This window comes from Capnocytophaga sp. HP1101 (assembly GCF_054772415.1).
In genome coordinates, this window is sequence record NZ_BPUU01000010.1 from 98,039 (window position 1) to 118,755 (window position 20,717).

Consider the following 20,717-nt stretch of genomic DNA (forward strand, 5'->3'; position numbering starts at 1 on the left):
GGTAAGAGATAAGAGGTAAAAGGTATGAAAAGGCATCTGAAAAAAATCCCAACAGCTACTTTTGCGTTATAATTCCCCCTTTTTACATATCATTTTTGCGTCCTATCTTCTAATGTTATTCTCTTGTTTCAGCTGTACGATAAGCTCGTTTTAGCCTTCATTTATCTCGTGCAAAAATATAAAATTTAGCACTAATAGTAAAGTTTTTTGATACAAAAGTTTTAAGATGCCCTGTTATTTGTTCTTATTTTACTTCTTAGAATTTAATAACATCAGCTTGAAAGTAATATTTTTCTAATTGCTTTTGTATTGCTACTATTCTCTTTTTCTGAGTCTTTTTGAGAACTTCAATAACTCATTTTGCATTCCTACTATCCCCTTTTCCTTCAGCTCTTCTATCTATTCCTCTTTGCAAAATAACCATCGTGTCCTTCTTTTTTGTATAAGGAAGGTGTAAACTTTCCTTTTCCTTCGTCACGAAACCCTATTTTTGGCATTATTGGCATTGTTGTATTATAGTATTAATCAATTACTTATACACCCTTTGTATAACAATCGTCCAAGATTTGTATAAGGTTCCTATAAGCTTTGTATAAGCTAACCATATCTATTTTATCTCTTACCTTTTATCTTTTACCTAAAAAACCCCTTCCGAACCCCTCCGAAATCTTCCGATGGCTCCTTAGCTTCTTTGTCTCCTTTTCAACCCTTTTTGAAAACTCAGAGTTTTTCAAAGTTTCTCCAACAAGTCTGAAATGTCCGACTCGTCCGAACAAGTCCAACCAATCTCCCCATAACTACCTGTGTGCCTCCTCCCTAATTTCCAAATTTGCTAATTTGCTAATTAGTTTGTACCTTTGCACCAAAATTATATTTACTCATCAGAAATAAAGCAAATGAATATATTACGATTTATCACCGCAGGTAGTGTAGATGACGGTAAAAGTACCCTCATCGGTCGATTGCTATACGATAGCAAAAGTATCTTAGCCGACCAGCTCGAAGCTCTCGAACAACAATCAAAAAATAAAAACGACGACGGTATCGACCTTGCCATCCTCACCGACGGTCTGCGTGCCGAACGCGAACAAGGTATTACCATCGATGTAGCTTATCGCTACTTTGCGACACCTAAGCGCAAATTCATTATCGCCGATGCACCTGGGCATACCCAATATACCCGTAATATGATTACAGGCGCATCTAATTCCGAGCTCATAATCATTCTGGTAGACGCACGCAATGGTGTAACCGAACAAACACGTCGTCACTCCATTATCGCCTCTCTGCTCAATATCCCAGAAGTAGTAGTAGCCGTGAATAAAATGGACTTGGTAGACTATAGCGAAGAAGTGTTCAGCAATATCAAAAAAGAATATGAAGAAATAGCCAAGCGTTTAGGACTCAAAAGCGTGCACTATTTTCCAATTTCAGCTTTTGTAGGCGATAATATCGTGAATACCACCGAGGCAATGCCTTGGTACAAGGGCGCTTCACTACTCGATTTTTTGGAAACGGTAGAAATTAACAAAGACACTTATGAACAACCTCGTTTTCAAGTGCAGTATGTAATACGCCCACAAACCGAAGCACTACACGATTATCGAGGTTATGCCGGAGAAATCATTTCGGGCACTTATCGCAAAGGTGATGCGATAGTAGTGCTCCCTGAAGGTATTAGTACAAAACTCAGTAAGATAGAATATAACGGCGAAGAGGTAGCAGTAGCCAAAGCAGGCGATCCCGTAGTCTTACACATCGAAGACGATATCGACATTTCACGTGGAGATTACTTTGCCAAACCAGGAGCAGAACCACAGGAAGGACAAGATATTGAAGCAATTGTGTGCTGGATGGATAAACGCGAATTGCGCGAAGGTAATAAATATCTATTACAGCAGCGTAGTAAACTTGTAAAAGCTATTGTCAAAGAAATAGAATATAAGATAGACGTTAACACTCTCGATCAAACTGAAGGTGTAGAAAGTGTAAAACTCAATGAAATTGCAAAAATCCGACTCAAAACGGCTTCTCCATTAGTATACGATGCATTCCAAAGCAATCCTCCAATGGGTAGTGCTATCCTTATTGATGAGACCAGCAATGCTACCGTAGGAGCTCTGATGTTTTATCATAAATAAATTTTCACTGATTTATTTAACAATAACGCAAGTAAGAAAGTTTAATTATTATATAAATAAGGTTAAACAACGTTAAAAAATAGATACCTATATTTTTATACATACATTTGCCCTTGAATAACATATAAAAAACCAAAATTATGACAGGTTCAGAATTACAAGAAACACTTAACAAACTCTGCTCAGATATAAAAGCAAACTTGTCAGGATTACTTTTTTGTGGAGTTCTTAATTGTGCTGATGCTACCTATGTAATTGGCGTTTCTAATTTAGGGAAATTTTTTCTTCTTCTGGGCTTAGACAGAGCTAAAGCTAATCTAGCAATAGCTAGAGGTTTGATTGAAAAGAGTAGACCCCTTGCAATGAAGTTAGATGAACAATTTTAGAAAGATATAAAAATGTCTTCATAGCACAATTTGGAGTTTCCCCAATTGTGCTTTTTCTTTTTATAAAATATCTGCATTAATCTGCTTTGTTCAACCTTGTCGAACACTATCTTCATTAATCAGGTCAGTAAATGCTACGAAGATGCGTGATCATTGTTTTATTCTAATTTCTAATAATAGAGGAATAGAGTCTTTATTTCATTAGTGTAAAAAAAGCACAAAGCAGAGATGTATCGTCTGTTTTGTGCTTTTGTAGATTTTTTTGGGAAAAATGCTAAAAAAAGTCATCTAGCAATGTCCCAAATTCTCTTTTACACTTGTAAAGCAAAGCTCTTGAAATTCCAATGTTTGATTTAGGTCTATCTAAAGCTGTAATAGAAAAGAATTTACCTAAAGCTGAAATCATCAACATAAACGTAATTTTGTCTGTTTCAATAAGAATGTAATCTAACTCCAACTTTCCTAAAGCATCGTTACTATCTACCACCTTCTTTACTTGATCAACAATAGTAAGATGGAAGGCAGATCCTTGTTCAATTATCTTTGAGGCTTCTTCATTGGCGGAAGCTTTACTTAAGATAGAACCATCAGAACTGCTCAAAATTCCATAGAAGAGGAATCCTGGCATTCCTTCTTTCATATCTTGACAGTGAGCATCAAGCATTTGTTGTAGTTGTGCACCTGTCAATTGTACATCCGTTGTTTTTGCGTCTGTACCTTTCGGTTGTAATACTGTATCTGTCATAATTTAAGATCTTTTAATCGAGGCAAAGGTATAAAATATTTTTAAATAATAATGTTTTTTTCAAAAAAAAAATCTTTTTTATTTTTTTGAGCAAATATTAAGATTGGAAAAAGTATAAGAAAAACGATAATTAGTCCTCAAGATAGTTATTTACTTAAAAATAGTAAAATGCTGAAAAATAAGTTATAAAAAGTAAAAAAATAATATGATTTACTTTAATGTTTTTAGATTTTATAAAATAACATTAACTACCTCATATGGAGATGTTTTATATGTAAAACTTATTTTTTCTATATGAATATTGAGGATTATTTGATTTATTGTTGTATCTTTGCCAAAGTTTCAACACTAAACAATTATACAGGCTATGGTAACCTCAAAATTAACCTCAGAACAAGCTATGGCACTCGAAAATCAATACGGTGCTCATAACTATCACCCACTACCTGTAGTGCTCAGCAAAGGGCAAGGCGTATATGTGTGGGATGTGGAAGGCAAGCGTTATTACGATTTCCTATCCTCTTACTCGGCTGTGAACCAAGGACATTGCCACCCACGCATCATCAAGGCACTCACCGATCAAGCACAAACTCTTACGCTCACATCACGTGCTTTCTACAACGATAAACTCGGTGTGTACGAAAAGTATGTAACCGAGTACTTTGGCTTTGAGAAAGTCCTCCCGATGAATACAGGAGCGGAAGCTGTAGAAACAGCAATTAAAATATGTCGCAAATGGGCATACGAACAAAAAGGGGTGCCTGAAAGTGCCGCTGTCATTGTGGTATGTGACCAGAATTTCCACGGACGCACCACTACCGTAGTCTCTTTCTCATCCGATAAAAATGCACGTAAGAATTTCGGTCCTTATACACCTGGTTTTGTGTCAGTTCCTTACAATGATTTAGTTGCCTTAGAGAAAGTACTCGCTGATAACCAAGCTACTGTAGCGGGATTTTTAGTAGAACCTATACAAGGGGAAGCGGGCGTATATGTCCCTTCCGAAGGCTACCTCAGCGAAGCTAAAGCTTTGTGTGAGAAGTACAACGCCCTCTTTATCGCCGATGAGGTACAAACAGGCGTAGCGCGTACTGGCAAACGCTTGGCAGTTGATCACGAAAATGTAAAACCCGATATATTAGTGCTCGGCAAAGCCCTCAGTGGTGGAGTATATCCCGTGAGTGCCGTCCTTGCCGATGATCGCATTATGCACGTGATCAAAGCAGGACAACACGGCAGTACCTTTGGCGGAAATCCTTTGGCTGCTACGGTTGCCGTAGAAGCATTACAAGTGGTAAAAGATGAGCATTTAGCTGAAAATGCAGCGCGTTTAGGCGAGATTTTCCGAAAAGAGATTGGTCATTACATCAAAACTTCAAAAGTAGTAACTTTAGTGCGTGGGAAAGGACTTTTGAACGCGATTGTAATTAACGATACCCAAGAGAGCGACACCGCTTGGAATATCTGCCTCAGTATGCGCGACAAAGGCTTGCTCGCCAAACCTACTCACGGCAATATCATCAGGTTTGCACCGCCTTTGGTGATGAACGAAACAGAGCTTCGCGAGTGTATTGCTATTATCATCAATACCCTAAAGGAATTTGAAACTAATAACTAATAACTAAACAAATGTACAATTTATTAAAAGGAAAAAGAGGCATCATCTTTGGTGCTTTAGACGAAAATTCTATCGCTTGGAAAACCGCTGAGCGCGTACACGAAGAAGGCGGTAAGTTTGTGCTTACCAATGCTCCAGTAGCAATGCGTATGGGGCAAATAAAAAACTTAGCCGAAAAAACTGGCTCTGAAATTATCCCTGCCGATGCGACTAATATGGATGACCTCCAAAATTTGGTTACCAAAGCAATGGAAATTTTAGGAGGCAAGTTGGATTTCGTGTTGCACTCTATTGGTATGTCGGTGAATGTGCGCAAGAACATTCCTTACACCGAGTCTAACTATATGAACACCGAAAAAGGTTGGGATGTATCCGCTCTTTCTTTTCACAAAGTATGCCAAGTGCTTTATAAGAATGATGCAATGAATGAATGGGGTAGCATCGTGGCGCTTACCTATATGGCAGCACAACGCACCTTCCCCGATTACAACGATATGGCCGACAATAAGGCTTACTTAGAGTCTATTGCGCGTAGCTTCGGTTATTTCTTTGGCAAAGACAAAAAAGTGCGCGTGAACACTATTTCTCAATCGCCTACCGCTACCACTGCGGGTCAAGGGGTGAAAGGCTTTGACGGATTTATTGCCTACGCCGATGCAATGTCGCCACTGGGCAATGCTACCGCTCAAGATTGCGCCGACTATACCGTCTCTCTCTTCTCCGATCTTACCCGCAAAGTAACGATGCAAAACCTTTTCCACGATGGCGGTTTTTCAAGTACTGGTGTAAGCAACGAGGTGATTGAACGATTTGCTAAATAATGAAATATATCTTTATATATTTGGTGCGCTTTTATCAAGTGGCGATTTCGCCGCTCAAGCCTCCTACCTGTAGGTATACCCCCACCTGTTCGCAATACACTTTGGAAGCCCTACAAAAGTATGGTATTTTTAAAGGAGGCTGGTTGGCTATTAAGCGTATATGTAGTTGCCATCCTTGGGGGGGTAGTGGTTATGACCCTGTACCTTAAAATAAAATAATTAAAATGCTTTGGGAAAACTTACTCTCTTTAAATAAATATGGTGATACCACTCTTCGTTTGCGTAAAAATGAAGATGAAACACGCCTTAGTTTTGATATGGACTATGACCGTGTAGTCTTTTCGAGTGCCTTTCGCAGCCTGCAAGATAAGACACAGGTGATTCCGCTTTCGAAAACGAGTTTTGTACACACCCGTCTTACACATAGTATTGAGGTATCGGTAGTGGGACGGAGTTTGGGGCGTGCTGTAGGTAAGCACTTACTTGCCAAATATCCTCACTTGTGCGAATTGGGTTATCAAACTAATGATTTTGGAGCTATTATAGCAGCGGCTGCAGTAGCACACGACATTGGTAACCCACCATTCGGACACAGTGGAGAAAAGGCAATAGGCGAGTTTTTTCAGTTCAAGAAAGGTACAGCTATCAAACACTTGCTCACAGAAACTGAGTATGCCGACTTGTGTAGTTTTGAGGGTAATGCAAATGGTTTTAGAATTCTTAATGAAACGCGTTTAGGGGTAGAAGGAGGTTTACGGCTTACTTATGCTACTCTGGGAGCTTTTACTAAATATCCTAAAGAATCACTACCTGCACGTCCTACAAACCATATAGCTGATAAGAAATATGGTTTTTTTCAAGGAGATAAGAATTTTTTCAAAGAGGTAGCTGAAACTTTAGGATTAAAGTCTAATAGTGTAAATGGTGAATTGCGCTATGCGCGTCATCCTTTAGCATTTTTGGTAGAAGCAGCAGATGACATTTGTTATACTATCATAGACTTTGAAGATGGTATCAACTTAGGACTTATCAGTGAGGATGTAGCTTTAGAATACTTAGGAGGTATTATTTCAGATAAGATAAATACCCATAAGTATAGTAAACTACAAACTAAAGAAGAGCGCATTGCCTATCTACGTGCGGTTGCTATAGGAGCTTTGATACAAGATGCTACTGATATTTTCTTGCGTAATGAAGAAGCAATCTTAGCTGGAGAGTTTCATCAGTCACTTTTATATGATAGCAAATATCGTCATCAAATAAAAGATGTAATAGATTGCAGTGTAGAGCATATTTACCAATCAGATGAGGTAGTAGAAAAAGAAGTGTCGGGGTATGTGGTTTTACAGCATCTATTAGATATCTTTTTTACAGCTATTATCAATCAAGAAAATGGGCGTGAGACATCATTTGATAAACTTTTACTTAAGAAGCTACCTGAAAAGTATCGCAAAAACGGCTCGTTATATAACAAAGTGATGGGCATTACTTGTTATATAGCAAGCCTTACTGACAGTAATGCAGTGGAACTACATCTAAAGACAGCCAATAGTACCTTTAATATGTAATTTTTAAACTGTTTATTATCAGGTGTATTATAGGAAAAAATTAAAAAAACTTTAAAAAAGTGCATTAAAAATTTGCAGATAATAAAAAAAGTAGTACCTTTGCAACCGCAATGAAGGAATGAGTTGCACAATTTTACTGAAGGTCTGGTAGTTCAGCTGGTTAGAATACATGCCTGTCACGCATGGGGTCGCGGGTTCGAGTCCCGTCCAGACCGCTTCATAAGATTTAGTTGTGTTGTTTTGTGTAAATATTTTTACACGGGTTTATAGTAAACCAATGAAAGCTTTCCTTTCTCCAAGGAGAGCTTTTCTTTTTAGTATCATAAGTATTCTTAAAACCTACTAAAAATGATTTCATAATAAAAAGCTGTCTATAAAAGTTTAATCTTATAGACAGCTTTTTAAATTTAATTATTAATTAACTAATTAAATCTCGTGTTCTTCTAAATAAGCTTTTCTCACCTTCTTAAACAGCTCTGATGAATATACAAAGTCAGTAACTGCTTCGTTATCGGTGCGGAAGATAGTTTCTTTAGAGCCTTCCCACTCCTTATAACCATTTTTTAGGAATACAATCTTAGCCCCTATTTCCATTACTGAATTCATATCGTGGGTATTGATAACCGTCGTAATGTTGAACTCTTCGGTGATTTCCTGAATAAGGTTGTCAATCACTATAGAGGTTTTGGGGTCGAGACCCGAGTTAGGTTCGTCGCAAAACAAGTAGTTAGGTTGGTTTACAATCGCGCGAGCAATAGCCACACGCTTTTGCATACCACCAGATATTTCGGACGGCAATTTATCTTCGGCATTCACCAAATTCACGCGGTTGAGTACTGTATTGGCACGTTCGCGAATCTCTTCAGGTGTTTTTTGAGAAAACATTTTCAGGGGAAACATCACATTCTCGAGCACCGTCATAGAGTCGAATAAAGCGCTCCCTTGGAATACCATTCCCATTTTTTGACGCAAGGCTACTCGTTCTTTGCGTTTCATATCGGCATATTTCACTCCATCGTAAATAATATCGCCAGAGTCGGGGGTAAAGAGGCCTAAAAGCGATTTGAGAAACACAGTTTTACCCGAACCACTTTGCCCGATAATCAGGTTCGTTTTACCTTTTTCAAAAGTAGTAGAAATACCTTTCAGCACTTCAGTTCCATTAAAAGATTTATGTAAATTTTCTACTTGTATCATATTTCTGCCGAAGCTACCACAGCCTCTTTGTTAATCTTTTTCACCAAACCTTGTAGCACTTTACCAGGTCCTACTTCAATAAATTCAGTTGCACCATCAGCGATCATTTGTTGTACACTTTGCGTCCATTTCACAGGTGCGGTGAGTTGCTTGATAAGGTTCTTTTTGATCTCGGTTTCGTCGCTTACTGCCGTAGTAGTTACATTCTGGTACACAGGACATAGAGGTTTGTGGAAAGCAGTTTGCTCAATAGCGACAGCCAATTCCTCTTCAGCAGGTTTCATCAATAGCGAGTGGAAAGCTCCGCCTACTGGCAAGATGAGTGCGCGCTTGGCACCTGCTTCTTTCATTTTCTCGCAAGCCGCTTCTACCGCTTTGAGTTCTCCAGAAATCACCAACTGACCAGGGCAGTTATAATTGGCAGGAGTTACAATTCCTTCGACGGTAGCGCAAAGTTCTTCCACTTTGGCATCGTCTAATCCTAAAACAGCTGCCATAGTACCAGGTTGCAATTCGCAGGCCTTTTGCATAGCGGTAGCGCGTTTGGCTACTAATTGTAAGCCATCTTCAAACGAGAGTGCACCGTTGGCCACCAAGGCTGAAAATTCGCCTAAAGAGTGCCCCGCTACCATTTCGGGGGTAAAGGTTTTACCAAGCACCTTGCTGAGGATTACCGAGTGCAAGAAAATGGCAGGTTGGGTTACTTTCGTCTGTTTGAGGTCTTCATCGGTACCGCTGAACATTACATCGGTGATAGAGAAGCCGAGGATACCGTTAGCCGCTTCAAAAAGCGCTTTAGCTTCAGCTGATTGTTCGTATAAATCGCGCCCCATTCCTACGAATTGAGCACCCTGACCGGGAAAAATGTATGCTTTCATTTGTTCGTTTTTATTGATAGAGATTACAAAACTATTTTTTTTTTAGGTATTTACCAAATATTTGTGCCAAAATATCTTTAGCAACTTCTTCTTTACTCTTCAGAGGGAAACTGATTTCTTCGTTTTTAGTGATAAACGTAATCTTATTTGTATCGGTCCCAAAGCCCGCACCTGCGTCGCGCAAGGAGTTGAGCACTATCCCGTCCAAGTTCTTTTTCTCCAATTTAGCTTTGGCATTAGCTACCTCATTTTCAGTTTCTAAGGCAAAACCAATGAGCGTTTGAGTGGTTTTGAGCTTGCCTAAGGAAGCCAATATATCCACTGTAGGCACTAAAGTAAGATTGAGGTTGCCACCTTTCTTTTTAATCTTTTCAGGAGCAACTGTTTCTGGGGTGTAATCGGCTACTGCAGCAGCGAGAATGGCTATATCGCAGGTAGGAAATTCGGTAACTGCAGCGTCGTACATCTGCTGGGCACTCACTACGCGGTGGAGGTGAACACGGTGGTCAATATCTTTTTCGGCAGAAGGGCCTAAAACCAAATGTACTTCAGCCCCTTGCTCTGTTGCTACATTAGCCAAAGCTATCCCCATTTTGCCTGAAGAGAAATTCCCAATAAATCGTACAGGGTCAATGGCTTCGTAAGTAGGCCCTGCGGTAATAAGTATTTTCTTACCTTCTAAAGGGATTTGGGGGCGAAGGGTTTCTTCTATAAAATCCACTATATCTTCAGGTTCAGCCATACGACCTTGTCCTACGAGTCCGCTAGCGAGTTCGCCATAAGTCGCAGGAATCACAAAGTTGCCAAAAGATTGCAAGGTGTTCAAATTCTCTTTTACTGTAGGGTGGGCATACATATCCAAATCCATTGCAGGGACGACAAACACAGGAGCCTTGGACGAAAAATAAGTAGCCAAGAGTAGATTGTCGCAGATGCCGTGCGCCATTTTAGCAAGAGTATTGGCGGTAGCGGGAGCAATAAGCATTGCATCAGCCCAAAGAGCCAATTCTACGTGGCTATGCCAGTCGCCTTGAGGAGAAGCGAAGGCTGAGAACACCGGATTTTTAGATACAGTACTGAGTGTAAGAGTCGTTACAAACTCTTTCGCATTCTCAGTAAGAATCACCTTTACCTTATGTCCTTTTTTAGTGAGTAAGCGCACTAACTGTGGTGTTTTGTAAGCCGCTATACCTGCAGTGATACCCAATACAATATTCATATTTTTTTTAATTAAGAAGGCTCTAAACGGCAAGCGTGCGCTTACAGCTTAAAGCCCAACAAACAATCTATAAATACCCAATCTTATTCGGCTTCACGATAATATATCTTGCCTTCTAACCATTCTTTCACTGCAATGGCTTGAGGTTTAGGCAATCGCTCATAAAAGCGAGAAACCTCTATTTGTTCTTTGTTTTCAAAGATTTCTTCTAAGCTATCGTTGTTGGTAGCAAAAGCTTCTAACTTTTCCACCAATTCTTTCTTGATTTCAGCGTTGATTTGGTTTGCTCTCTTAGCAATGATAGAAATTGCCTCGTAAATATTACCTGTAGGCGCTTCTATAGCCGATTTGTTATAAGTTACGGTGGAGGTAGGAGCATCTATTTTCTTAAAATCCATAATATAATTAATTAATTTTGTGATATAAAACTTTTTAGTGAGGTGTTTATTTTGGTGAGCATATTCTCAGCATCCTTCTTGTATTTAGTTTCAGGGTAGGCACGTAATAAGTTGTCGTAAGCTTCTTTTGCCGTATTGAGACGTTCCTCTTTTTTAGTCTCTACACTATTGATAGCCCACTCGTAAGCTGAATGCAGACGTGTGTACAATGCATCTTCTCTAAAAACACTACCTGGGTTATTAGTCAAAAAGTTGTCTAATGACTTCATCGCTGCTTGATAGTCACGTATTTGGTCGTATTGCTTAGCTATTTCAAACTCTTTTTTCTCTAAACGAGTTACCAAATCTAAAGCGAGTTCATTAGCTTCTTTAGCGTATTCACTATCAGAATACCTATCCAAAAAGTACTGCAATTTCTCAAGTGCTTGATAGGTGTAAGTTTGGTCTACACTGTACTTAGGTGTTTCTAAGTAAAGAGACTTAGCTTCCAAAAAAGAGGCCTCCGTAATTTTTTCACTGCGTGGGTACAGTTTCTGAAGCCGCTCAAACTGATAAGAGGCTAAACTGTATTGTTTCAACTGATAATAGGAATCCCCAAACATATAATAAATGCGTTCTCCTTGTGGCTTGCCTGCGTATTCCGAAGCTATTTGTTCAAAAAGGCGTGTTGCTTTTTTATATTTTTTAGCCTTATATAGCTTTTCAGCCTCTGTGTATTTTACGCTCCCTTCCTTTGATTTCAAAGCTTTCTGATACTCTCCACACGAAGTAAAGAGCACACCGAGCAGACCGATGATGATATATTTTTTCATTAACATTCGGCAAAAGTAAAAAGTTTTTCTGATATAACAAAATTATGTGAGCATTCCACCATCAACATTGAGCACTTGCCCAGTGATGTAAGCCGACATATCAGAGGCTAAAAACACACAAGCATTAGCTACGTCCTCTGGCAGTCCGCCACGTTTAAGTGGGATAGCGTCACGCCAGCCTTGTACCACTTTTTCGTCAAGCACAGCGGTCATTTCAGTTTCTATAAAACCAGGAGCAATCGCGTTACAGCGGATATTCCTTGAACCTAATTCTAAGGCAATAGATTTCGTAAAACCGATGATTCCCGCTTTAGAGGCAGCATAGTTTGACTGACCTGCATTGCCTTTCACACCTACCACGCTACTCATATTGATAATAGAACCTTTACGCTGTTTGAGCATAGTGCGTTGTACGGCTTTTGTCATATTAAACACTGATTTAAGGTTTACTTCAATCACTTTGTCAAAGTCCTCTTCACTGATACGCATCAGCAAGTTATCTTTAGTGATGCCAGCGTTGTTCACGAGGATATCTACAGTGCCAAATTCGGCTACTACGGCATCTACGAACTCTTGGGATTGAGAAAAGTTAGAGGCATCACTTTGGTAACCTCTTACCTTTACGCCTTGTGCGGACAATTCATTCTCTAAAGCCTTGGCAGCTTCGACTGAAGAACTGTACGAAAAAGCGATATTAGCGCCGTGAGTGGCGAATACTTCAGCTATACCACGCCCGATACCACGACTGGCACCGGTGATAATAGCAGTTTTTCCTTCTAATAATTTCATATATCAATTATAATAATTAACGATTAACAATTACCCTCCTACTCGTTTCACCTTAAAACCTTTCTCTTTGAGAAGTTCCATAATGGTGTTGCGGTAGTCTCCTTGTATAATAATGGTGTCATCTTTTACTGTGCCACCTACACCGAGATATGTTTTAAGCTCTTTAGCTAATATCTTAAAATCAGAATCAGCACCGTTATAGCCTTCAATTACTGTCACGGGTTTGCCTTTGCGTTTCTCGTATTTACAGAGCAAAGGTTCGTCTTGCAGCCATATATTAGAAAGTGTTTCTTGGGGGACTTCTTCTTCTATATGGTCAGGGAAAAGGTTTTTAAGCTGGTCTCTTAAGTCCATTATTATTTAGGTTGAGTGTAGCTGATGCGCAATTTCACATCTTTTATCACAGTGCTTAAAGGCGTAATCACTGCTGATGATAGTATTTTTCCTTTAGCATTAGCATCACTTAAATAAGTTCCTGAATTTGTATATCTCACATTAGAAGCAACTGCTATTCCCAAAGGTACATTGGATCCCACTTCATTGATGAGATTTAAAATATGATTAGTAATCCTTATTTGATAATAGGCACCTTTCCCGTTTTCTTTTTGTAATTTACCTAAATGATAGAGGTATGAGTATGCAGATGACTCAGCAGTTGAGGTAGGGTCGTATTGATAGTCTACGAGTATAGCACCTGTTTGAGTATTATAGATAAACAAGCGGTCGGGCTCTTTGGCATAGCTTACTGAATTATCTACATATAACAATAAACTTGCATCAGTTATCATTAGCTTTTGCGACTTAATATTGGCAATATCAGCATCCGAAATAGTAATAGAAGCCGTTTGTCCTAAAGCTCCACTGAGGTATATCTTGCTACTGTCAGTCACGTTTTCGCCTGAATTGTTAAATAAGTTTACTGTAATGCCACTCAATGAAAGCTCATAACGATTTTTACGAGTTTCTGTAGTGGTAGTGTTCGTTCCTGAAGTTTCATAGCTATATACAATCTCAATTTTGGCATTTGCCATATTCAGGAGCATCATCAAATCTTTTGAAAAGTTAGAAGCACTGATAGCTATTCCTTTAAAATACTTCTTAAAGTCGTTAGCATTCGTGAGTTCGCTACTCCCTTCCTTGTTGATAATTTTTGTTTGAAAGAAGTCCGTGCTTAGTGGAATGCGCAATCCTGGTGCTAACACATCTTGTACATTCTTACTTTCATCATCAGTAGTTTGTGGGTTGTCAAACTGATAACGAGTAATAGCTTTATTACTAATAGTATAAGTGTTAGAAGCCGTAGTGTTAGACACAATAGAAGCACCTAAATTACTTGTAATATCACTGTTGTTTGAATAATATATTTTAGCGTTGAGATCTGTATCAATGTCACTTAAAAAGTAATTGAGTTCTCTCACGTTCACTTGAAAGTTCGCATCTTTGTTCCCATAGATAGAGTCTAAGGTATATTCGCCATTTTGAGAATAAGAAGCGTTACTATTAGAACTGTTTGGGTTGAAGAAAGGAACATATAAATATGCTTCTGTAACAGTTTCATTTTCTGATTTATTCTCACTGTTTTCAGTAGCTTGCGCTTTCGCTCCAAAAATAGGGTTTACAGCAGGTAATGTTACTTGTGCTACTATAGTAGCCGATTTTGTGCCAAAAGGAGCTTGGGTGTACTGTCCTAATAAATAACCTCCCAATCCATTTGTCTGTACAGCACTTTCTTTAATTTGACTTACCGAGATAGTAGCTGTAAACACATTCGTGCTAAAGTTAGGATCTTTCAATAAAGCCCCATCTATCTCGTTAAACTCATCATCTGAGCAAGCACTGAAAAGTGTTATTATAGTTGCAAAAAATAAAATCTTCTGTATATTATTCATTCTTCTGTTATTTCTTTAATATTTTAGTGTAAAACTCGCGGTAAGAATCTTGAAAAGTTTCTTTATCACTGTTGTAAAGCACAGGCTTTCTCAAGTTTTTCAAGTAGGTTTGGAAATCATCAGGCATATCTTCACTCACTACCACTACACCATCCGAATACTTAATAGCTGTCCGCATCAAATTGTAGTAAGTAGGATTTTTAAGCGGGTCTACCGTCTTCTTGCTAATGCCATCAAAAGCTACTTTATTGATAAGAGCACTGTCTAACGCTCCTTCATAATCACTATCGAATACCGAAGTGATAATTTTACTTTCCGAAAAAATAGGTTCGTCTTTGTAATAAGTCCGCAAATAAAGCGGTAATAAAGCCGATGCCCAACCGTGAATATGGATAATATCAGGGAGCCAATTAAGCTTCTTCACTGTTTCTACTATACCCTTAGCAAAGAAAATACAACGCTCATCATTGTCTGGGTACATATTGTTTTCCTCATCAAAGAGTGTGCCAGTACGCCCAAAATACTCGTCGTTATCAATAAAGTACACCTGTATACGCTCCTTAGGAATAGAAGCCACTTTAATAATTAATGGTACATCAATATCGTTGATAACAATATTCATTCCTGAAAGGCGTATTACCTCGTGCAACTGATGGCGTCGCTCATTAATATTGCCAAATTTAGGCATAAAAATACGTATCTGTCCTCCACTGTTATTCACCATTCTCGGGGCTTCAAATGACATTCGTGCCAACTCGCTATAAGGCGAATAGGGCAACACTTCCGACGATACGTAGAGTACTTTTTTATCTTCCATAAAAAGTATTTCGTTTTTTTAATTAGCTCTTAGAAGGCACAAAAGTACAAAAAATTATGCACATATCCATAATTTTATATAAGTTTGCACCCAAAAAAGATTTAATATAGATGATTTATACACACCAAAAAGAACTCCATAACCTTATGGAATCCCTTAAAAATCAAGGGAAAACAATTGGTTTAGTCCCCACTATGGGCGCTTTGCACAACGGACATTTATCGCTCGTAAAAAAAGCAAAAGAAGAAAATAACATAGCAGTAGTGAGCATTTTTGTGAACCCTACGCAGTTCAACAATCCTACTGATTTACAAAAATACCCGCGCACTTTAGAAGCCGATGCCGAGAAGATAGCTCAGTTTAGTACAGAGGTGATTATTTTTGCCCCTACCGTAGCCGATATTTACGGTGAAGAAGTAGTCGCTGAACCTTTTGACTTTGCAGGATTGGATAAGGTAATGGAAGGTACTTCTCGCCCAGGTCATTTCGATGGCGTAGGAACCATTGTCAAGAAACTCTTCGAAATTGTAATGCCTGATAGAGCATACTTTGGTGAAAAAGACTACCAACAACTACTCATTATTCAGCAAATGGTAAAACAAACGGGCTCACCAGTAACCATTGTTCCTTGCCCTATCGTCCGTAATGCCGAGGGGTTAGCCCTCAGTTCGCGTAACGCCCTGCTCAGTGAAACAATGAAACAGCGTGCTACCCTAATCTATCGCACACTACTTGCTGCCAAAAAGCGTTTTGAAACTCATAGCCCTGCTGAAGTAGAAACGTGGGTAAAAGAAGTCTTCGCTCAAGAACCCGATTTCACCTTAGAGTACTTCACAATAACCGATGCCCATACCTTACAATCTATTACTCAAAAAGAAGTAGGTAAAGACTACCGCGCTTTTATAGTAGTATATGCCGAAGGCGTAAGACTCATAGATAATATTTCAATGTGATAATAACCAAAATAGCCAATTAGCAACGTTGCTAATTGGCTATTTTAGTTTTATTGATGTAAATTTACGACTATCCTTTTCAGCTCAAAAGTGTCTAGCTTTTAACTTCTAAAAAACAATACATATACTACATTCCTTTGTCTTTCCTTCGTTCTTTGTTCGTCATTCCTTCGTCTTTTGTTCGCTGATGAGCCGATGTAGAGCCGATGTAGAGCCTCTCATCAATCGTCTTTTGTTCGTCCATCCTTTGTCATTCCTTCGTCATTTGTTCGTCATTTGTTCGCTCATTTTTTGCCTACCCGCCTGTCGTGCTATGACTACTCGCCTGTCGTGCTACGACTACTCGCCTGTCGTGCTACGACTACCCGCCTGTCGTACTACGACTACTAATCAGCTAATTTATCAATTTACCAATTATCTAATTACCTTTAGTAACAATAAATACATTTTCTTCTCCCACTCCTATTACTTCGTGAGGAATATCTACGGGAATTTGGTAGGTATCAAGGTCTTTAAGTACAATTTCTTCGTCGTTGATGAGAAAACGCACTTCGCCTTTTATCATAATAAGCGTAGCAGACACATCAGTGGTGTGTTTTTTGAGTACAGCCCCTTTGCCTAAGGCAATAGCTATCTGGCGCACATTCTTACCGTCTTTCACAAAATAAGTAGTAGGTTTATCGGTCTTAAAAGTGAGCTTGTTAAGTAAATTTACTTTCTGCAAAGACTTTACGTGTTCTACTGTTTTGCCATTCACCGCTGTAATGTTATGTGCTTTGAGAATATCTTGTGCTTTGCCAGCACGTATACCACGACGGCAGAAGAGCACTATATTCTCCTTACCTTTTAGTTCTTGCCATCGCGTTCCCATCTCTTCCAACGGGATATTAACAGCTCCTTCGGCAGTACCCGCTGTGTATTCTTGTGGGGTACGCACATCTATAAGTGTTACATTGCCAGCGTTCAGGCGCTCAGCTAAACTCTGCGCTTGGGCAGTTACAGTACATAATACCAGTATACTCATTAGTAATTTCATTTTAGTTCTTAGTTTTTAATTCTTAGTTGATTGATTGCCAAATGTTACTTCAGTTTTTCTGAAACTTCCACCAAGCGTATAAACTCTTTGCGGTAGCCCTCTTCGTCTTTACCTGTAGCGTTTTTAGCTAAGTCAAGCACTTGTTTATAAGAGGATTTGGCTTTATATTTAGAGTTCCTTAAGAGCATTCCCCACTCGGCTACGGCAGCTGCAAAACGATAATCGTCGTCTGTTTTGGTAAGGTCAGTAAGCGCAAATGTAATAGGCTCACTTACCTCCACACTCTTGGCGTCTTTGGCAATAGGATCTTTGTAGCGAATTTTAAGAAAAGCCAATTCGTTAGTAAAGCCTTTCTCTACCTGTTTCTGATAACGCAAACCATCGGTAGTAGTTCCTTTGGCAGGTACTAATTCATACAGTGCTGTTACGGTATGCCCTGCACCTATTTCGCCAGCATCTTTTTTATCGTCTTCAAAATCTTCATTAGCTAATGCTCGATTTTCATAGCCTACCAACCGATATTCTTTCACATATTGAGGATTAAACTCCAATTGTAATTTCACATCTTTTGCCACTGTGTAGAGCGTGCCACCAAATTCATTTACTAACACCCTCTTGGCTTCGCTAAGATTATCAATATAAGCGTAGTTACCATTGCCCTTATCAGCTATTGTTTCTACCATATCATCGCGATAATTCCCCATACCATAGCCCAATACTGAAATGTATATACCATTTTTGCGTTCTTCTTCTACCAAACGTTGTAGCTCATCACGTGAAGAGATTCCCACATTGAAATCACCATCAGTAGCTAAGATAATACGGTTATTACCTTTAGGTAAAAAGTTCTTTTTGGCTACTTCATAAGCTGTTTGTAAACCTGCTCCTCCTGCAGTTGAGCCACTGGCTACCAAATCGTCTATCACTTTAGTAATCTTCTCTTTTTCTTTGGCTGAAGTTGAGGGCAATGCAATCCCTGTTTTACTTGCATACACTACAATAGCTACTTTATCCTCGGGTTTGAGCGAACTTAACAGTAGTTTAAACGATGCTTTCAGTAGAGGCATTTTGTTAGGTGAGTCCATAGAGCCAGAGGTGTCTATTAAAAACACTATGTTAGAAGGTGGTGCTTTCTGTAAATCTATTTTCTTAGCTTGCAACCCAATACGCAATAGGTAGTTATCCGTATTCCACGGACAAGTACTGAGCGTAGTCGTTGCTTTGAGAGGTGTTTTGCTACCTTCGGCGGGAGGTGTGTAGTCGTAATCAAAATAATTGATGAGCTCCTCAATACGTACAGCGTCTTTATCGGGCTTTTGCCCGTAGTTAATCATACGGCGTACATTGCTATATGAGGCATTGTCTACATCGGCTGAGAAAGTCGTTACAGGATCTTTAGCAGTCTTCTTAAAGCCTCCCTCGTCTATAGCTTTATAAGTCTCACGAGATTCCTCAGAAGCGTAGTAAGCTGAAAGTTTTCTTTTATTTCCTCTGCTATTTCCGCTAACACTTCCTGCACCTCTTATGCGTATATATGAAGCAGTTACATCTCGCTTTTTCGCAGTTTCATATCCCACAACCACCACTTCTTCAAGAGAAGAGCTTTCTTCTTCTAAAACTACATTGATAACTTTTTGTCCAGTAACTTTTACTTGTTTAGTTTTCATTCCCAAAAAACTAAACACCAATACATCACCATTCTGCACTTTGATAGCGTATTTACCATCAAAATCAGTTTGAGCGCCTTTGGTAGTTCCTTTGATTACTATCGAAACACCAAGTAAAGGGTCTTTAGCACTATCAGTAACTGTACCTGTTACTTCGTATTCTTGTGCGTGGAGAGTGCCTAAGGCAAGAAAAAATAAAATTAGTATTCGTTTCATATGATAAAATTAATAAGGTTTACTTAGGTATACTGTCAGCTTCTTGCGTACCGATAAATTTCATACGTTCTTCCAAATCGTTCCCATAAATGTTATTGATACGTGCAATCACACTGTTAAAAGTCTGTCCCAATAATGAGATGTTACGTTTAAGCTCTTCTTCTTTAAAATCTGGATTGTTCTTTACATTGTCTGCTAAGGCTTTTATCTGTGTTTCAAAAAGTCTAAAGCGTGCCTTTACAGTAGGAACATTTATCTTCTCAGGAAAGGTAGCATCATTGCTGAGTAATTCACGCAAAGCATCTTCTATCTGTACCAACCAAAAGAATACTGAATAATAAGAACTCTCCACTTCTGAATGTTCACCCACAATCTTGTCTGAATACTGTCCCATTTTGTGGAAATATTTAGCAGGAAGTTCTAAAACAGAACGATACAAAATCACATTGTCATTCTCTTTAGCATTATCATCTAAAGAGAGACTTATAGTGTAAGGAGCAGATTTCTTAGGTGAAAAAGTAATTTGATATCTGTTCCAATCGTCTGTAAGGGCGGTCTTTTTTACATTGCTTGTCGAGGTGCTCAACGTATCTAAAGCAAAGGTAGCCGATAGCTCATCGTTGTTCTCTTCTGAAAAATTTAGCTTTACTGTAGGGTAGTTTACTTTCTTTAAAACTACAGAAAAGGTATAGGGAACATTAGCCACCAAAAACCTGCTCCATTGTAACGATGCCACCACATTGTTTTTTTTCTTTTCAAATCTAAAAACAGTATCTTTAGCAGTCTCTGCAGGAGCTCGCCAATCGCGCTCTACTAAGCCATTTATAGCTTCAGTTTTAGAATTGATAGGGTATAACCTACTGTATACCAAAAGGCTGTCAGGGTTCGAGAGCATCAAGTCATCTGTATTTTTAATCTTCGCTGGAGCCATCGAAACAATCACTTGCATTAGCGACTGGAAACTTTTCCACTGTTTCATATCCTCTTGAGCCTTAGGAGTGAGGTCTATCAATTTGAACTCCTCAAAGTCAATTGATTTTACTTTGTGAGGTTGCTTTTCTTTCTCGGTCTCTTTGTTGTCATTACACGAGATAAAACACGTTAATAAACCGAATAATATATAAAATCTATACTTCATAACTCTCTTGTATTTCTGAAAACACCAAAGCCAGACTTACTTACATAAATCTGGCTATTAGTGATAAATCTAAAACCTAAATGACTATTTAGCTAATTTGTTAATATGTTTAGCTAAACTGCTCTTTAAATTCGCCGCTTTATTAGCGTGAATGATATTTCTCTTAGCAAGCTTGTCAATCATCGATACCACTTTAGGGAAAAGTGTTTTTGCTTCTTCTACATTTTCCAAAGCGCGTAGTTTCCTTACGGCGTTACGAGCCGTTTTGTGTTGATAACGATTGCGTAAACGAGCTGCTTCGTTTCTTCTGATTCTTTTTAATGCTGATTTATGGTTTGCCATTTTCCTTTATTAGTTTTATTTTTATCGCCGTATCTCTTACTTAAAAGATACTCTAATAGTTGCATTTAGTAGTCCGTAGGGGAATCG

21 protein-coding genes and 1 tRNA gene are annotated in these 20,717 nt (G+C 38.8%); 8 read left to right on the forward strand and 14 right to left on the reverse strand.

The genetic code is table 11. The features are described 5' to 3' along the window. Positions 1-896: 896 nt before the first annotated feature. Positions 897-2,141 (forward strand): sulfate adenylyltransferase subunit 1, encoded by a 1,245-nt coding sequence (locus tag RCZ04_RS08145; RefSeq protein WP_460485548.1) that lies wholly within the window; start codon positions 897-899, stop codon positions 2,139-2,141. 140 nt (positions 2,142-2,281) lie between these two features. Next, the gene (locus RCZ04_RS08150) at positions 2,282-2,527 is read left to right on the forward strand and encodes a hypothetical protein (protein WP_460485549.1); all 246 of its coding nucleotides are present in this window, start codon (positions 2,282-2,284) and stop codon (positions 2,525-2,527) included. Positions 2,528-2,801: 274 nt separating this feature from the next. On the opposite strand, the gene RCZ04_RS08155 is transcribed toward RCZ04_RS08150, so the two are convergent. After that, positions 2,802-3,272, reverse strand: a complete 471-nt coding sequence (locus RCZ04_RS08155) for a hypothetical protein (protein WP_460485550.1) — start codon at positions 3,270-3,272, stop codon at positions 2,802-2,804. A 367-nt stretch (positions 3,273-3,639) separates the two neighbouring features. On the opposite strand from RCZ04_RS08155, the gene rocD reads away from it, so the two are divergent. From rocD to RCZ04_RS08180, 5 genes are all read left to right on the forward strand, one after another. Next, entirely contained in the window at positions 3,640-4,890 is a 1,251-nt protein-coding gene (gene rocD, locus RCZ04_RS08160; RefSeq protein ID WP_460485551.1) for an ornithine aminotransferase, read from the forward strand. Between the two features lie 11 nt (positions 4,891-4,901). Further along, on the forward strand, positions 4,902-5,711 hold the full coding sequence (locus RCZ04_RS08165) for an enoyl-ACP reductase FabI (RefSeq protein ID WP_460485552.1): 810 nt from the start codon (positions 4,902-4,904) through the stop codon (positions 5,709-5,711). Beyond that, on the forward strand, positions 5,711-5,920 hold the full coding sequence (gene yidD, locus RCZ04_RS08170) for a membrane protein insertion efficiency factor YidD (protein ID WP_460485553.1): 210 nt from the start codon (positions 5,711-5,713) through the stop codon (positions 5,918-5,920). The genes RCZ04_RS08165 and yidD overlap by 1 nt, the downstream gene beginning before the upstream one ends. Positions 5,921-5,935: 15 nt before the next feature. Beyond that, complete coding sequence (gene dgt / locus RCZ04_RS08175; protein WP_460485554.1) at positions 5,936-7,279, forward strand: dGTP triphosphohydrolase; 1,344 nt, start codon at positions 5,936-5,938, stop codon at positions 7,277-7,279. Positions 7,280-7,420: 141 nt separating this feature from the next. Then, positions 7,421-7,494 (forward strand) — tRNA-Asp (locus RCZ04_RS08180). Between the two features lie 211 nt (positions 7,495-7,705). Here RCZ04_RS08180 and RCZ04_RS08185 read toward each other — a convergent pair. The 9 genes from RCZ04_RS08185 to RCZ04_RS08225 all read right to left on the reverse strand — a co-directional run bounded on the left by RCZ04_RS08185 (position 7,706) and on the right by RCZ04_RS08225 (position 15,278). Further along, positions 7,706-8,476: an ABC transporter ATP-binding protein gene (locus tag RCZ04_RS08185; RefSeq protein ID WP_460485555.1), complete on the reverse strand. Its 771-nt coding sequence runs from the start codon at positions 8,474-8,476 to the stop codon at positions 7,706-7,708. Continuing rightward, positions 8,473-9,354 carry an ACP S-malonyltransferase gene (gene fabD / locus RCZ04_RS08190; RefSeq protein WP_460485556.1) on the reverse strand — a complete coding sequence of 294 codons (882 nt, stop codon included), beginning with the start codon at positions 9,352-9,354 and terminating at the stop codon, positions 8,473-8,475. Before fabD ends, RCZ04_RS08185 begins: the two co-directional genes overlap by 4 nt. A gap of 31 nt (positions 9,355-9,385) precedes the next feature. Then, the gene (gene coaBC, locus RCZ04_RS08195; protein WP_460485557.1) at positions 9,386-10,573 is read right to left on the reverse strand and encodes a bifunctional phosphopantothenoylcysteine decarboxylase/phosphopantothenate synthase; all 1,188 of its coding nucleotides are present in this window, start codon (positions 10,571-10,573) and stop codon (positions 9,386-9,388) included. 83 nt (positions 10,574-10,656) lie between these two features. Continuing rightward, the gene (locus RCZ04_RS08200) at positions 10,657-10,971 is read right to left on the reverse strand and encodes a DNA-directed RNA polymerase subunit omega (protein ID WP_460485558.1); all 315 of its coding nucleotides are present in this window, start codon (positions 10,969-10,971) and stop codon (positions 10,657-10,659) included. An 11-nt stretch (positions 10,972-10,982) separates the two neighbouring features. Then, entirely contained in the window at positions 10,983-11,789 is an 807-nt protein-coding gene (locus tag RCZ04_RS08205) for an outer membrane protein assembly factor BamD (RefSeq protein WP_460485559.1), read from the reverse strand. 36 nt (positions 11,790-11,825) lie between these two features. Next, positions 11,826-12,572, reverse strand: a complete 747-nt coding sequence (fabG, locus tag RCZ04_RS08210; RefSeq protein WP_460485560.1) for a beta-ketoacyl-ACP reductase — start codon at positions 12,570-12,572, stop codon at positions 11,826-11,828. 30 nt (positions 12,573-12,602) lie between these two features. Beyond that, the gene (locus tag RCZ04_RS08215; RefSeq protein WP_460485561.1) at positions 12,603-12,926 is read right to left on the reverse strand and encodes a translation initiation factor; all 324 of its coding nucleotides are present in this window, start codon (positions 12,924-12,926) and stop codon (positions 12,603-12,605) included. 2 nt (positions 12,927-12,928) lie between these two features. Then, on the reverse strand, positions 12,929-14,461 hold the full coding sequence (locus tag RCZ04_RS08220) for a DUF4270 domain-containing protein (RefSeq protein WP_460485562.1): 1,533 nt from the start codon (positions 14,459-14,461) through the stop codon (positions 12,929-12,931). A 7-nt stretch (positions 14,462-14,468) separates the two neighbouring features. After that, positions 14,469-15,278, reverse strand: a complete 810-nt coding sequence (locus RCZ04_RS08225) for a glycogen/starch synthase (protein ID WP_460485563.1) — start codon at positions 15,276-15,278, stop codon at positions 14,469-14,471. A gap of 110 nt (positions 15,279-15,388) precedes the next feature. Between RCZ04_RS08225 and panC the strand changes: the two genes are divergently transcribed. Next, positions 15,389-16,231 carry a 4-phosphopantoate--beta-alanine ligase gene (gene panC, locus RCZ04_RS08230; protein WP_460485564.1) on the forward strand — a complete coding sequence of 281 codons (843 nt, stop codon included), beginning with the start codon at positions 15,389-15,391 and terminating at the stop codon, positions 16,229-16,231. Between the two features lie 418 nt (positions 16,232-16,649). On the opposite strand, the gene RCZ04_RS08235 is transcribed toward panC, so the two are convergent. The 4 genes from RCZ04_RS08235 to rpsT all read right to left on the reverse strand — a co-directional run bounded on the left by RCZ04_RS08235 (position 16,650) and on the right by rpsT (position 20,630). Continuing rightward, complete coding sequence (locus RCZ04_RS08235; RefSeq protein ID WP_460485565.1) at positions 16,650-17,255, reverse strand: rhodanese-like domain-containing protein; 606 nt, start codon at positions 17,253-17,255, stop codon at positions 16,650-16,652. Between the two features lie 56 nt (positions 17,256-17,311). Next, a complete protein-coding gene (locus RCZ04_RS08240) occupies positions 17,312-19,150 on the reverse strand; it encodes a vWA domain-containing protein (protein WP_460485566.1) in 1,839 nt (612 codons plus the stop codon). A 19-nt stretch (positions 19,151-19,169) separates the two neighbouring features. Next, the gene (locus tag RCZ04_RS08245; protein ID WP_460485567.1) at positions 19,170-20,288 is read right to left on the reverse strand and encodes a hypothetical protein; all 1,119 of its coding nucleotides are present in this window, start codon (positions 20,286-20,288) and stop codon (positions 19,170-19,172) included. An 84-nt stretch (positions 20,289-20,372) separates the two neighbouring features. Next, positions 20,373-20,630 carry a 30S ribosomal protein S20 gene (rpsT, locus tag RCZ04_RS08250; protein WP_009412977.1) on the reverse strand — a complete coding sequence of 86 codons (258 nt, stop codon included), beginning with the start codon at positions 20,628-20,630 and terminating at the stop codon, positions 20,373-20,375. Between the last annotated feature and the right edge of the window lie 87 nt (positions 20,631-20,717).